Source organism: Mesorhizobium calcicola, from assembly GCF_042682105.1.
In the GTDB taxonomy this organism is placed as follows: Bacteria; Pseudomonadota; Alphaproteobacteria; order Rhizobiales; family Rhizobiaceae; genus Mesorhizobium; species Mesorhizobium calcicola.
On the sequence record NZ_JBHUGY010000027.1, the window covers coordinates 215701 to 227994 of the forward strand.

The following is a 12294-nucleotide window of genomic DNA, read 5'->3' on the forward strand; positions in this document are numbered from 1 at the left end:
GTGGACGGAACAAAAAGGCGGCCTTTGCAGGCCGCCGAGTGTGGAGGATGTGTGCTTTAGAGCGAGGACGGGGCTTTTTCGATATCGCTGTGATCGGTCGGTGTTCGTTGCTGCTCCTGGATAAGTTCCTGGAGTTGGACGCCGTAGTGAGACCAGATGCTATCGGCGAGATCGTTGAGGAGCTCGAAGACAGCGAGCGCCTGTTCGGGTGTCCATTCGGGATTGATGAGGAAGTGGATACCACGACTGAGGCCGGACGGTTGAGGATCTGGTTTCATGCTGCGGGCACCTTTTCGCCGGAGGAGCGGCTGGTGCGTTTTTCGCGCTGTGCCTTTGATCGCTCGGCCGCTTCCTTGAAGCGGTAGGAATCGCCTTCGATGGAGATCACCTCGGATCGGTGCATGAGGCGGTCGACGAGGCTGACGACGCAGGCGGCATTGGGAAAGACCTCCGACCAATCAGCGAAGGGTCTGTTGGTGGTGATGATGGTTGAGCGTTTTTCGTAGCGCCGGCTGATGAGTTCGAACAGCAGGTCCGCATGACGGTTCGAGTAGGACAGATACCCGACCTCGTCGATCGCAAGAACGTCGGCGGCGGCGTAGTGGTGAAGGCGTCGGCGCAAGGCTGCGTCGCTGTCGAGGGCGGCGAGTTCGCCGAGCATCTCGCTGGCGGTTCGGAAGACGACGGTGTGACCGCAGATGAGCGCCTGGTGAGCGACATTGCGAGCAAGTGTCGATTTCCCGACGCCGTTGGGGCCGATAAAGACGATGTTGGCGGCATCGTTCATGAAGGACAGGGTCATCAGATCCTCGACGGCGGCGCGGTCGATGCGGCGAGGCCAGTGCCAGTCATAATCGGACAGTTGCTTGAAGTGGCCGAGCCTGGCGGCACGCGTGCGTCGCCGCATCGAACGGTCGGAGCGCTCCTCTTCTTCCCATTGAAGGACGGCGGCCAGCCAGTCCGCGTCAGCGATTTCGTCCCAATGGGTGATCAGGCCATTGAGGCGCAACGCCTTGGCCCGGTTGAGCAGGATGTCGGGATTATTCATCATCTTTGCCTCCAAGGGTCAGTTGGTCGTAGCTGTCGAGGCGATGCGGCCGTACCGTCGTATCCTTGCGCCGCACGTGTTCGGGCAGGCTCGTTTCGACCGGCGGCGGAGCACCGCGGGCGACCCGGCGGCGTTCCAGTGCGTCGCGAACCGACCTCGAATGGGAGGCGCCGGCATGCAAAGCTTCCTCGACGGCGGCCTGCAGTTCCTGCGCGCCGTACAGGTCAAGCAGTTTCAGCAACGCGTTTGTGATCGCACCGATATTGGAGCCACGCTCGGCGGCCCGGATCATCAGGGTCTGGCAGGCCGGCACGGCGCGGGTCAGGCTGTTGAGGCCGCGATGCTGGCGCGCCTCGCGCTTGATTGCGACGAGTGCCTTGAGGTGCTGAGGGTCCTCGATCTGCTGGTCGCGATCATAGCTGCGACGGTGACTGGCGATCATCTTTGCGCCGTCGAAGACGCGGACCAGGCCGAGATCGGCGCGCACGCTGAGCGTGCGCCGGACATGAGCATGCGGTACCGAGTAATCGTTGAGGTTGAAGCGCACATAGGGCGTTTTGCCAACCTTGGCGGCGACCTGCTCCTCGACGGGGTATGGGTTGGCGGGCAGCGGCAGAAGCAGTGGCTGCTCTTGCGCAAACGCCTGGCGGACCGTCATCGTCCGGTCCTCGGGGCATGGCCGGTCGGCTGCCTGGTTGCGGCACCACTGTTCGGCCTGGGCGTTCAGATCGTCGAGATCGGTGAACTTGCGGGCGATGAAGAATGCTTCCCTTATATGCCGTATGGCGCGCTCGACGCGGCCTTTTTCGTTGCCCCGGGCAACCGCGACAGGACGTGGCTCGAACCGATAGAAGCCGGCGAAGGCAAGCAGCGTCGGATGGAAGCGGATCGCATCGCCCTGGCGCTCGAGCACCGCACTCTTGAGATTGTCGTAGAGCAGGACCCTGGGCAGCCCGCACCATGTGTTGAACGCGCCGACGTGACCGCGCAGGAAGTTTTCCATGCGCGCGTCGAGGAAGAAGCGCAGGTAGATGTCGCGTGAGTAAGAAAGCACCATCACGAACGCCATGAGCGGCCGGCGGGCGTTGCCGATCTCGATGTGACCGAAGTGGGCCCAGTCGACCTGTCCCTGCTCGCCCGGCAATGTGCGCAGCCGCAGGAACGCCTCGGCCGGCTTGCGGGGACGGTGCAGGGCGACCAGGTGCCGAAAGTGCGTCGGCAAGCCCCGGTAGCCGCGCTCGCGCACCATCGCATAAAGGCGGCTGGCGGTCAGCGAGGGGAACTTTTCCAGCGTCTGCTCAATGAATGGAAGATACGGGTCAATGATTGAGGCTCTCTGCAGCGGCTTGTGCCGGGGCAATCCCGCCTGGGCCAGAACGCGATGCACCGTCGTGTGATGGACATGCAATTGCCTGGCGATGGTGCCGCAGCGCCACTTCTCGGCGTGATACAGGCGCAGGATCTGCGCTTCCAGTTCGGGGCTGATGGTCATGATACGGGCTCTCCGTCTGCGTAGTCAGCTTCACGGGCATAACGAGGCCCCCGGCGACGCACGAAGCCGGTGCGAACGAACGGCGACAGTCGACAGTCGCAGCGCCGACAGCACGGCGTGGGCATGACCGATGTCGTCGCCCGCCTGGCGACGTCAGCAAAAGCAGCGACGACATCGTTCGAGGGACTGACCAGTAGTGAACCGGCAGGAGATGCAGGTGGAGAATGATGCGTCACTTTATTGTGCCGAGCCCGATATCGTCGGGCCCGGACCGCATGAGCCAGGCGTCCCCGGCGGCTGCGCTGATAACGTCGCCCCGCCTCGCGCACACTCTCGCGGCGGGCAGCACGGGCGCAGTCCTGGCCGCAGTAGCGCTGTCCCCGGTCGCAGCTGCGGCAGATCGTTACCTGCGAACGGCAGCGGCCGCACAGAAAGAAGCGGCCCGTGAGCATCCGCGACGATCCTTTCGGAGCGCCGCTGGGAGTTCGGGGAAAAGGTCGACGGAATGCGCTGACAATGCGATAATGCAGTCGCGCACCGTCAGTGGAGCGTGACACCGAGCCCGGACTTGCCAGTTGAGATCGGTGTTACGCCGGATTGTTTCTGCGGCGCTGATTACCCGCAGATCTACCACAAGGCACGCGCATGGCGGGGTACGTCGAAAGCCGCCTCAGGGCGGCTGGAGACGTGCCCCGCGTCTATCCCTTCAACCTCCCATGATCAGCACCGCGCCGCAAAGGCGGCCGCCCGCTACAGCGCTAGTTGAAGAGCGCGCGGGCGGCCGCCTTTGCTCTTCCAGCGCTTCAGATCTTGTCGTCGTTTATCAGCGGGTTTCGACCGTCTTCGACAGGGACTGTTCGTGCATTGGAAGGCGTTCGGAACGAACACGTTTACCTGATGGGAGCGGTGTGAATCGAGAGGTTCACGCACCGTTCTGCGAGAGTTGCGCCTTGCAAGCGCGTTGAAGTCTGCCGTCTGAGATGACGGCCGCGGCAAAGCCTAGCGAGCAGCCGCGAACTGAGTCTTGCGTGACGTCCGGTAACGGCCGTTGCGAAGCGTAGACAGGGAGGTTGTAGGCCGGAATGAAGTGAACGGGAAAATAGCCCCGAAATCGAACGTGATCGGAGTAGCCGACCCTGTCTCTCAAAGGGGAAGGCGGAATCGCAACCCGCGTCATCGCGAGCGGGCTGAGGTGCTCCCGGGGTTCGTACCGCCAGCATGCAACCGAAGGCATTGACGTGAACAAGGGAGATCCATCCGGTTCAAGCGCAAGCTTGTAGGACCTGCCAAGCCGATGAGGTGAGAAGGGTCTGATGACCGGGTGGAAGTCAGACTGACTGATAGTACTCGGAGGTCGGGAGAGCCGACTACATGGGGAAGCGGTCAGCGGTAGTTGAATTGTTCTTGGGCGACATGGGCTCCATTCGACGGGAGTCACGGCCTTCTATTCTAAGAGAAGATCAGCTGACCATGGAAACGAAACTTGAACAAATAGCAGTGAAAGCTCGGCGCGAGCCAAATCTTCGCTTCACCTCGTTGGCCCATCACATCACGCGCGACCGAGTGCAAAAGAATCTACTACAGATTCCGAAGCGCTCCGCCGCCGGGGTGGACGGACAGACGGTGGCGGCGGCGAGGGAGAGCTTCGACGGATGGATCGAGCCGATGCTCCAATCCATCCACCGACAGGGATATCGGGCACCGAACATTCGGCGTGTCTATATCCCCAAGCCCGGTAAGACGGAGAAGCGCCCCCTCGGGGTTCCAACTGTCGCCGACCGGGCGCTCCAGCGCAGCACGGCTGAGGTGTTGTCCGCCATCTACGAGCAGGACTTCTTGCCCTGCTCGTTCGGCGGCAGGCCGAAGCTCAGCGCCCATCACGCCTTGGCGACCCTCAATGAGGTCATCGCCGGCGGCATGATCAGCTGGGTGTTGGAGGCGGATTTGAAGAACTTCTTCGGGAGTCTCGATCATGATTGGGTCCTCCGGTTTGTCGAACATCGAGTCGGTGATCCGCGCCTGATCAGCTTGATCCGGCGCTGGTTGAAAGCGGGCGTCTTGGAAGACGGAGCGGTGCATCCGAGCGAACAAGGAACGCCACAAGGCGGATCGATCAGTGTGCTTTTGAGCAACCTCTACCTTCATTACGTTCTCGACCTCTGGTTCGAACGCGTGGTGAAGGGCCGGTTGCGGGGCGAAGCCCGACTGGTGCGCTATATCGACGACTTTGTGATCTGCTTCCAATATCGATCGGACGCCATCCGCGTACAGGAGGCCTTGCGTCTTCGGTTGGGGAAGTTCGGCCTCACTCTAGAGCCGACCAAGACCAAGTTGGTCGAGTTTGGTCGGTTCGCGCAAAGACACGCGGGCAAACGCGGCAGAAACCGCCCGGAAACAATCTACTTTCTGGGTCTAACGCTCTATTGCACGCGAAACCAAAGAGGCAACTTCAAGGTTGGGATGCGCACCGAGAAATCTCGGCTAAAGCGCAGCCTTATGTCTCTGCAGGAGCTCATGCGGCGAATACGGCATTACAAGATCAGTGACCAGGCCGGTGAAATCAACGTCGTCCTGCGCGGCCACTATGGCTATTACGGCGTCGCCGGAAATCTCCGGAGCCTCGTAAAAGTTTATCGAGCCGTGGAGCGTTACTGGCGCGGAATGCTGCGCTGCGCAGCCGCAGCTGGGCAGGCCGACGCCTCACTTGGGACGCATTCAACCAAATCAAAGAACGGACACCGTTGCTGAAGCCTAAGCTGCGCCTCCCTTATCGGGAGATGCAGGCGCTTGCAGTGCTGTGAACCAACTGTCGAAGAGCGTCGGTGCGGGAAATCCGCACGCCACGTTCTGTGGGAACCGGGGGCGGGCGACCGCCTCCGGTGACCCGGTGGGCGGCGTCGCGAGGCGTCCCCCTATCCCGATCAATCCTGAATATCAACAACCCCTAAACCGACTGCAAAATGAAAGTACCGGGGCAAATTGTTCCCGGGGGCTGAAAAGGAGCCTTCATAGAAACAGCGATTGTCGTTCCCGATCCCAACATCCATGAAAGGAAGAACCATGATCCTCATAACCGGAGCCTCGGGCCAGTTGGCATCGCAGATCGTAGCACGGGCGCGGCAGAAAGGCATTGCGGTTCTCGCCGACAGCAGAACTGCCGGTGCTGACCGCTCCATTGACTTCGACAGATCCGAAACGCTCGACTTCACCGGCGTCGAGACCATGCTCCTGACTTCGGCCGGCTCTGCAGAAGACGATTGCGTGGTCCGTCGACATGGTGCCGTTCTGGCTGCTGCTCGCGCTCAGGGGGTGAAGCATGTCGTCTACACGAGCCTCACCTGTGCGAGCGATCATCTCGGCTTTGCCTTGGCGCACCGCTGGACCGAACGCGAGCTTCGGGCAAGCGGTATGGCTTGGACCATCCTGCGCAATGGCCTCTATGCAGAACTGATCGGCTCTCTCGCTGCGCCGCGCGAGGGGGTGATTTCCACTCCCTTTGGCGAGGGCCGGATTTCCGCGGTTGCAAGAGCGGATCTGGCCGAAGCAGCGCTTGCGGTGCTTAGCGATCCGGTTAAGCATGCCGGCCGCTGCTACGAGTTGTCGGGGGCTGCCGCGTTTTCCATCGCGGACCTCGCACAAAAAATAGCAATCCCTTATGAGCCGAGCAGCTTTGAGGAGGAACGCGCGCGGCTTTCGCCCTTGCCACTGTTCGCTTTCCAACCTCCCATGCTGATGTCGATTTCGTCGGCGGCAGCGGCCGGGTTTTTGGAAACTCATGCAACAGACCTCGTCGCGTTGGTGCCTACGCCACTAGACGCGCTAGAGATTGCCTGCGCCGCCGCTCGACAATCGGCGCAGTAGTTTACAGTGCACCTATCTCCTGGCGTAGGCCGGGTGACCTCGAGACGGCGGCAGAAATGAGAGCTCGAACTCGCAGCAGGGTGTCATCAGGCCGAGCAGGGGGCTTGGCTTGAGAGCTGTTGATCTCAACTGGCCGAGACCCATGGCGGTGCATGGCCATAGCCTCTCACTAGAGGCAGCGCAACCTCTGCGAAAATCGCCGAGGCGTCTCGGCGTATCCCCCAAAGCGAGAGCCGGCTTGCTGGCGTGCCTATTCGCGTCCAGCGCGCCATTCCCGCATTGCGAGGTTCAATCGTGCTCCCACCTCGACGAGCGGGCGCGGCGGCAATCTTTGCGGCTTCTCGAAAGCGCGGAAAATTTCACCGAGCAGGGATTGATGACCGACTGCGAGTTCCGCCGTTGCTATGCCTGCGGCGGTAGACTTGGTCCCCCCTATGCCGTTGCAGGCGCATGCCGCGAAAATCCGATCCTCCACTTCGCCGAATAGCGGCACCGTATTCCAGGTGAGCGCCATTGCACCCGCCCAACGATACTGCATCTTTAGGTGGCGATGATCGGGAAAGCGGTCCGCGAATTTGCGATCGTGAAGCTTGGCCGCGCCTTTCATAGCGGTGGCGCCAACTTCAATGCTAGGTATGTAGCTGTAGCGCGACCGGATGAGAATTCTGTCACCAGCAGCCTCGTTGATCCGTCTCACCGTCGTCCCCATCGGCGCTGCCGGCGTTGCTCCCCATTTACTGAGCCCGCCAATGAGCGAAGGGGCAAACGGCTCGGTCAGCGATGCGTAGGTGAAGACGTGGAGAAGCTCACCGCTTCCAAAGCCGAAGCTTTCAGCATGCCCGTTCGTCGCCAGGATCACCTTAGCGGCTCTGACCTCGCCTTTAGGGGTCTTCACGGTGCACCCGCTCGAGGAGGTTTCAATAGACAGGGCGGGTGTCCGTTCGAACAGGCTGACAGAACCTTTAAACCGGTCCGCAATGCCCCTCACCAGCGCAACAGGTTGGACCATAGCGGCACCTGGAGTGAAGAGGCCGGCCTTGAACGAACGCGTGCCCGTAATGTCGGCGATCTCCGCCGCGCCAAGGAGCTGGTGGGGTTCGTCCAACGCCTTCAGCTTGGCAGAATAGGTCGCCAGATGCTCCTTGCCGGCGTCCGTCATGGCCACGCTGTATTTGCCGCAAGGATCGAAGATGTCCTTGCCCCAGTCACTGGCCTGTGCCAGCCGCGCATAGAGCTCAATGGCGCTTCGCGCCACGGTGATCTCGTTGCGGCTCTTAGTGGCCGCGTCAACTCCGAAATTGCCTGACGAGATGTCATGCGGCAAGTCAATGAGAAAACCGGAATTGCGGCCACTCGCCCCATTCCCCACGACATCGGCATCGATGATCGCGACCGAGAGGGTCGGATCTAGCTGAGCCAATCGCGTGGCCGCGGCCAATCCCGCGAAGCCGGCGCCGATGATGACGACATCCGCAGTGATGGCGCGATCGAGTGCCGGTGTGGGAGCTCTCGCGGGGAGCAATGCCGCCCAGCCTGGCTCTGCACCATGCGCCGGTAATCGACTAGCGCGAAACGTCTTTGCCATCATCACAAGGCTTCTTGCTCGACCAGCCCGCCCAGCGCTTGCCGCAGTGCAGCGATCCGATCTGACGAGATGGAGCCGAAGGGTTTCCGTGCGCTGCCACAGCCATAACCGGTAACGTGAGCCGCCGCGTAAACATGCTGGACATAGTCGCCCTCCCAAAGGAGGGACATTAGCGGTTCAAGCTGGCGCCCGATCGCCCGCACGTCGTCCCACCTTTTTTCCTTGGCGGCCTTCGTGATTGCAACGCAAGTCCGAGGAGCGATGTTTGCCCCACCCCAAATCAGTCCAGAGCAACCCGCAAACAGAGAGAAAGGTACCAGCGGATCGGCCCCGTTGATGACATCCAGGCCGGTTGCGATCAACCTGACCTGGGAAATCAGGTCTCCACTGCTGTCTTTCACCGCGCGGAATTCGGGAAGTTCGCAAAGCTTTCGCAGCAGATCAGGCGTAATCCGCACACCTACCGCCTGAGGCACATTGTAGCCGATGATGGGCAGCCCGACCTTTGCGACTTCAGCGTAGAAGTCGAAAATGCTTTCGTCGTCCGATGGACCTTCGAAGAATGGCGGGAGCACCATGACACCGTCGGCACCGGCGTCCTTGGCGAATTGCGTTCTTGCTACGACATCTGCTGTCAGCAGCGCCGAAGCCTGGGCGATTACTTTGGCTCGTCCGGACACCACGCGCGCGCCGCGCTCAATGACGCATCTCGATTCCTCAGGAGTTAGATAGACATGCATCCCGGTACCAGAACTAAACACGAAACCATCGACGCCGGCAGCCAGGTAGCGCTCGATGAGTGCCTCGAAACGCCCGAAATCGACCTGCCCGCTCAAGTCGAACGGTGTCGTGATCGCTAGATTAAGACCGGGAAAAGCGGACGTTGACATTTCAAATCCCTTCTTCGGAGCTGGTCAGATCGACCCATACGGTCTTGGTCTGGCAATACTGATCGTGCGCGTGGATGGACTTGTCCCGGCCACCAAAGCCCGACTGCTTGTAGCCACCGAACGGAGTGGCGGTGTCTCCCTCTCCGTAGCAGTTCACCGTGACCGTCCCCGCCTTGATCGCGCGCGCGGCCCGAAGCGCCCTCGTGCCGTCGCCAGCGAAAACCGAAGCCGCTAGGCCATATTCGGTCTGATTTGCCAGCGAGACCGCTTCTGCAAGAGAGTCCACCGGGATGACCGAGAGGATCGGCCCGAAGATTTCTTCGCGAATATGCTTACCTTCATGGCGGGAAAATTCGATGATCGTCGGTTCAATAGTCGTCCCACCGACAACCTTTCCGCCAACGACAAGCCTGCCATCATTTTCCAGGTAGCCACTGACTTTCTCGAAATGAATGGTCGAAACCAGCGGGCCGATGCGGGTCTCGGGGTCAAGAGGGTCGCCCACCGTCCAGGTCCTTGCGACTTCCGCCAGCTTCTCCAGAAGCCGATCCTTCACGGCTCTGTGAACGAAAAGGCGCGAAATGGCCGAGCAGTTCTGTCCAACGTTCCAGAACGCGCCGTTGCAGATGTGAGAGGCCACGGCGTCTAGATTGCGAACGTCGTCCATGACGATGCAGGCATTCTTGCCCCCCATCTCGAGGACCACTTCCTTCAGATTGCTCTCCGATGAGTATTTTAGGAAGCGACGGCCGGTTTCGGTCGAGCCGGTGAAGGAGACTGCGTCGATATCCGCATGACGGCCGATCGGTTCTCCGACATCCGGACCATCGCCTGTCACAACGTTGAAGACGCCGGCTGGAACTCCGACCTCGAGTGCAAGCTCTGCCACACGCAACGTCGTGAGCGATGTCTCCTCCGCCGGCTTGACCACGACAGTGCAGCCCACGGCAAGCGCAGGGCCGATCTTCCAGGCGAGCATGAGAAGCGGGAAGTTCCACGGAAGAACGACGCCAACGACGCCGATTGGCTCGCGCACGATGAGGCCGAGAGAAGAGTCGTTTGCTGGCGAGACCTGGTCGTAGATCTTGTCGATGGCTTCGGCATGCCATCTGAGACTGTTGACGGCCTCCGGTACGTCGATGTTTATGCAGTCAGTGATCGTCTTGCCGCTGTCAACGCTCTCCATCAGCGCCAATTCGAGCGCGTTCTCCTCGATGACAGAAGCCAGCCTCAGAAGCACCTGCTTTCGGTTGGCCGGCGCCAGCTTCGACCAGCGCCCGTCCTCGAACGCTTGCCTTGCGGCGGAAACCGCTTTGTCAACGTCCGCCGCTGAACCCGCCGGGAGGTCAGCCAGGACCTTGCCTGTTGCCGGATTGATGGTGGGATAAGTCTTGCCCGACAAAGCCGCGACCGGCGCTCCATTCACGATCATGTTGGTGGGCAACCTGATGGATTGCGCCTGCCTCTTGTAGTCAACTGTGCCGTGCATTCCCATTCTCCTCTGGTTCACCACTGACGAAGACTTGCCTTCGAGTGCTGTCGATGCTGCGGAGCGGCATGAGCGACATCGCCTCTGGAGACCAAAAGGCCAGTTCACTTCGTCCTCGGTCGCCCCACAACACGATGACACCTAAGGTAGCTGCACCGGTCCATCGAATGCGGACGATCTTCTCTTCGAAGACCAAGCCACCCTGCCGATACCGCCGAGGCGACAAAAAGCCAGTCCGGGTCAAGGCTCGGTATGCTATACGCAGCAGGCGCCCCCACTTCAAATGAGTATTAATGGGGGTTGAGATAACCAGGAGTCATAGGGATCCCAACGGGGTGCAACAACAGGCGTGCCGTCCAACCCGCGCAAATCATGCTTGGCGCTCTGCCCGTGGGGCGCATTGGCGCGAATGCCGTGACTCAGTCGGGCCGCGCCGCAGCTCGTTCGGTATGCCTTCAGGTACGCGAGCGTTCCGCCCCGATCATGCCCTGCTACTCGCAAGCAATAAACTAGGCCTCGCGATGCCCAATTCCAGCAGTCCATGACGACTGGCGAGGTAGAGGGGAATGCGCGAGCCATCTCGAAATGACAGCGATTGGCTTCTGTAAGCAAAGGCAGCGAATCTTGAGTCTTGCCCCGCCTCCAGCTCCGACGCGGGGTCAGACGCACTCCTCCCACTGGCTACCATGACCTGTCGTTATAGCGGTGCGCACAAAAACTGATTTGCGCCCAACAGCGTTGTCGATGAGCATGGAGGCAGGCAAATGCCAGTCTGCCCTCAGGCTCGCAATCCGCGTGGCGATGGTAAGCATGGCGATGGGCCAAGACTCCGACGAAGCATCCAGTCGGACGGAAAAGACATCTAATGAGACCCGAGCAATGGTGCCGGAGGATTCAGGGAGAACAAAATGAAATTCAAAATTGCCGTTGCAACGATCGCGATAGTGGCCAGTGCAACCCTGTCGGCTGGGGCCGAACAGGTGAAATATGGCTGGCTCGGTGGCGTAAACGAAGAGCTCTTTCAAGGGTATGTCGTGAGAGACGGTCTCCGAGAGTTGGGGTACGATGTCGAGGAGCAGCCGGAGCAAGTTCAAGTCCCGCTCGCACACACCGCCGTTGCGGCTGGAGACCTGCAGTACTATCCGGCGCATTGGGCACCGATGCACAAGGCCTTCTGGGAGGGAGCAGGAGGCGACGAGAAGCTTATGACAGTGGGGACACTGGTGCACGGCGACATACAGGGATATCTGATCGATAAGAAGACAGCGGATGCAACCGGGATCAAATACCTCGAGGATTTAAAAGATCCGGAGAAAGCTAAACTTTTTGATATTGATGGTAATGGCAAGGCCGATCTTTTCGGCTGTGACCCGGGGTGGGGTTGCGAACGTATGATCGAACATCATCTCGACGCTTATGGATTGCGCGCCACCGTCGAGCACAAACAAGGCAGCTATTTCGCCATTATGGCGGATGCCATCGAACGCATCAAAGAAGGCAAGCCCACGCTTTACTACACTTGGGTTCCTGGCTGGATTTCCGGCGTGCTCGTCCCTGGAAAGGATGTTACATGGCTGAATGTGAAGTCTACGTCACTTCCCGATGGCCAAACTGGCAGCACAGAGATCGAAGGTCTCGGCAATTTAGGATTTCCAGTCAACGATACAAAAGTCATTGCGAACACTGCTTGGCTCAAAGCCAATCCGTCGGCAAAGAACTTTCTGGAGGAGGTAACTATTCCAGTTGATGACGTTAGCGCCGAAAACAAGATGATCTACGACGGAGAGAAAAGCCCTGACCAGATTGCCAAGCATGCTACGGACTGGATAGCTGCTCACAAGACCCAGTGGAACAAATGGATTGCCGACGCGAAGGCCGCAAAGTAATGCACAGGAAGAGCGGGATACTTGGTCCGGCTCTTCTCTGTAT

General features: G+C 60.1%; 9 protein-coding genes. 3 read left to right on the forward strand and 6 right to left on the reverse strand.

From position 1 onward, the window contains the following. Positions 1-56: 56 nt before the first annotated feature. Genes ACFSQT_RS17825 through istA form a run of 3 tightly spaced genes read right to left on the reverse strand, consistent with a single transcriptional unit; the run spans position 57 to position 2540 of the window. Positions 57-278 carry a hypothetical protein gene (locus ACFSQT_RS17825; protein ID WP_095085189.1) on the reverse strand — a complete coding sequence of 74 codons (222 nt, stop codon included), beginning with the start codon at positions 276-278 and terminating at the stop codon, positions 57-59. Next, positions 275-1051 (reverse strand): IS21-like element helper ATPase IstB, encoded by a 777-nt coding sequence (gene istB, locus ACFSQT_RS17830; RefSeq protein ID WP_206073656.1) that lies wholly within the window; start codon positions 1049-1051, stop codon positions 275-277. The genes ACFSQT_RS17825 and istB overlap by 4 nt, the downstream gene beginning before the upstream one ends. Beyond that, positions 1041-2540: an IS21 family transposase gene (gene istA, locus ACFSQT_RS17835; RefSeq protein ID WP_379020758.1), complete on the reverse strand. Its 1500-nt coding sequence runs from the start codon at positions 2538-2540 to the stop codon at positions 1041-1043. Before istA ends, istB begins: the two co-directional genes overlap by 11 nt. Before the next feature lie 1470 nt (positions 2541-4010). On the opposite strand from istA, the gene ltrA reads away from it, so the two are divergent. Together ltrA and ACFSQT_RS17845 are read left to right on the forward strand one after the other, a co-directional pair. Continuing rightward, positions 4011-5288, forward strand: a complete 1278-nt coding sequence (ltrA, locus tag ACFSQT_RS17840) for a group II intron reverse transcriptase/maturase (RefSeq protein ID WP_379020760.1) — start codon at positions 4011-4013, stop codon at positions 5286-5288. 312 nt (positions 5289-5600) lie between these two features. Further along, positions 5601-6401, forward strand: coding sequence for an NAD(P)H-binding protein (locus ACFSQT_RS17845; protein WP_379020762.1), 801 nt, complete (start codon positions 5601-5603; stop codon positions 6399-6401). A 250-nt stretch (positions 6402-6651) separates the two neighbouring features. Here the strand turns inward: ACFSQT_RS17845 and ACFSQT_RS17850 are convergent, their stop codons facing one another. Genes ACFSQT_RS17850 through ACFSQT_RS17860 form a run of 3 tightly spaced genes read right to left on the reverse strand, consistent with a single transcriptional unit; the run spans position 6652 to position 10365 of the window. After that, positions 6652-7989, reverse strand: a complete 1338-nt coding sequence (locus ACFSQT_RS17850; RefSeq protein ID WP_379020764.1) for an NAD(P)/FAD-dependent oxidoreductase — start codon at positions 7987-7989, stop codon at positions 6652-6654. Next, on the reverse strand, positions 7989-8876 hold the full coding sequence (locus ACFSQT_RS17855; RefSeq protein ID WP_379020766.1) for a dihydrodipicolinate synthase family protein: 888 nt from the start codon (positions 8874-8876) through the stop codon (positions 7989-7991). Before ACFSQT_RS17855 ends, ACFSQT_RS17850 begins: the two co-directional genes overlap by 1 nt. A gap of 1 nt (position 8877) precedes the next feature. Next, positions 8878-10365, reverse strand: a complete 1488-nt coding sequence (locus ACFSQT_RS17860; RefSeq protein ID WP_379020768.1) for an aldehyde dehydrogenase — start codon at positions 10363-10365, stop codon at positions 8878-8880. 908 nt (positions 10366-11273) lie between these two features. On the opposite strand from ACFSQT_RS17860, the gene proX reads away from it, so the two are divergent. After that, the gene (proX, locus tag ACFSQT_RS17865) at positions 11274-12251 is read left to right on the forward strand and encodes a glycine betaine/L-proline ABC transporter substrate-binding protein ProX (RefSeq protein WP_379020770.1); all 978 of its coding nucleotides are present in this window, start codon (positions 11274-11276) and stop codon (positions 12249-12251) included. Positions 12252-12294: the final 43 nt, after the last annotated feature.

Bases quoted from the DNA above. Each gene is read 5' to 3' on its own strand.
- ACFSQT_RS17825 (WP_095085189.1), bottom strand. From the start codon at position 278: ATGAAACCAGATCCTCAACCGTCCGGCCTCAGTCGTGGTATCCACTTC.
- istB (WP_206073656.1), bottom strand. From the start codon at position 1,051: ATGATGAATAATCCCGACATCCTGCTCAACCGGGCCAAGGCGTTGCGC.
- istA (WP_379020758.1), bottom strand. From the start codon at position 2,540: ATGACCATCAGCCCCGAACTGGAAGCGCAGATCCTGCGCCTGTATCAC.
- ltrA (WP_379020760.1), top strand. From the start codon at position 4,011: ATGGAAACGAAACTTGAACAAATAGCAGTGAAAGCTCGGCGCGAGCCA.
- ACFSQT_RS17845 (WP_379020762.1), top strand. From the start codon at position 5,601: ATGATCCTCATAACCGGAGCCTCGGGCCAGTTGGCATCGCAGATCGTA.
- ACFSQT_RS17850 (WP_379020764.1), bottom strand. From the start codon at position 7,989: ATGATGGCAAAGACGTTTCGCGCTAGTCGATTACCGGCGCATGGTGCA.
- ACFSQT_RS17855 (WP_379020766.1), bottom strand. From the start codon at position 8,876: ATGTCAACGTCCGCTTTTCCCGGTCTTAATCTAGCGATCACGACACCG.
- ACFSQT_RS17860 (WP_379020768.1), bottom strand. From the start codon at position 10,365: ATGCACGGCACAGTTGACTACAAGAGGCAGGCGCAATCCATCAGGTTG.
- proX (WP_379020770.1), top strand. From the start codon at position 11,274: ATGAAATTCAAAATTGCCGTTGCAACGATCGCGATAGTGGCCAGTGCA.